Source organism: Peribacillus sp. P4_C12 (genome assembly GCF_056402095.1).
Genome location: NZ_JBFUIB010001011.1, coordinates 1 through 832, shown reverse-complemented (window position 1 = coordinate 832; position 832 = coordinate 1). Strand labels below are relative to the sequence as shown.

The 832-nt window shown below is 39.9% G+C and carries 2 protein-coding genes; both read right to left on the bottom strand.

Translation table 11 applies throughout. The features are described 5' to 3' along the window. Positions 1-395: SAM-dependent methyltransferase (locus AC1DUW_RS30890; RefSeq protein WP_477644460.1), on the bottom strand; the 395-nt coding region annotated here is incomplete at its 3' end. Between the two features lie 14 nt (positions 396-409). Further along, a complete protein-coding gene (locus tag AC1DUW_RS30885; protein ID WP_053345843.1) occupies positions 410-778 on the bottom strand; it encodes a (2Fe-2S) ferredoxin domain-containing protein in 369 nt (122 codons plus the stop codon). Positions 779-832 lie beyond the last annotated feature (54 nt).

Below are 832 nucleotides of genomic sequence, written 5' to 3'. Positions count from 1 at the left end.
ACAGGTGCACCAAGTAAAGACGCACATGAATTGATGGCAGAAATACCAGGAATGATTTCAATGGCTACTCCCGTTTCTTCTTTCCAGCCTTTTTCAATCAATACTTCATAAACCAGCCCTGCCATTCCGTATACCCCTGCATCACCACTCGAAATTACAGCCACTTTCTTTCCCAACTCCGCCTGTTTCACTGCTTCTTGTGCACGTGATACTTCTTCAGTCATACCTGTACTTATAATCGTTTGATCTGTAAGAAGGCCCTGTATGAGTTCCACATATGTTTTGTAACCAATGATGAAGTCACTTTCTTGTAGGGCTTCTACAGCACGTTTGGTAATATGTTCAAAATTCCCTGGTCCAAAGCCAACGACAAATAATTTACCGTTTGTACTCATTTAGACATCTCCTTTTACGACTTGTCTTTTGAAATTCCTGTTAGAGCTGGAAAATCTGGATTAGGAGTCATTTCTCCATTAGTAAATTGGTAAATCATCTGTGGAATAAACTTCTCATCATCGAGATTACGGACAATCTCTCGTCCAAAATCAGGTGAGTCCACTCGATACCATGTCCCTTGTGGATAAGCAATCACAATGCAGGCATCCTTACACCTGCCGTTACAACGAGTTCTAGTAGTATGGATTTTTTGATTCAGACCTTGTGAAGTAATTTCATCACGAATTGCTTGCGTTATTTCTTCGCCACCTTTTTTCATGCAACTGCTGCCGTTACAAATCAAAAGATGTGAATTTGTGCCTTTTAAGTTCCAAGTTGTCATCTTCTTCCTCCTAAATCTGAGAAAAGGCAAAATAAAAAACCTTAACTGTTAGAG

Excerpts from the sequence above, each read along its gene's own strand:
- AC1DUW_RS30885 (WP_053345843.1), bottom strand. The coding sequence starts at position 778 with ATGACAACTTGGAACTTAAAAGGCACAAATTCACATCTTTTGATTTGT.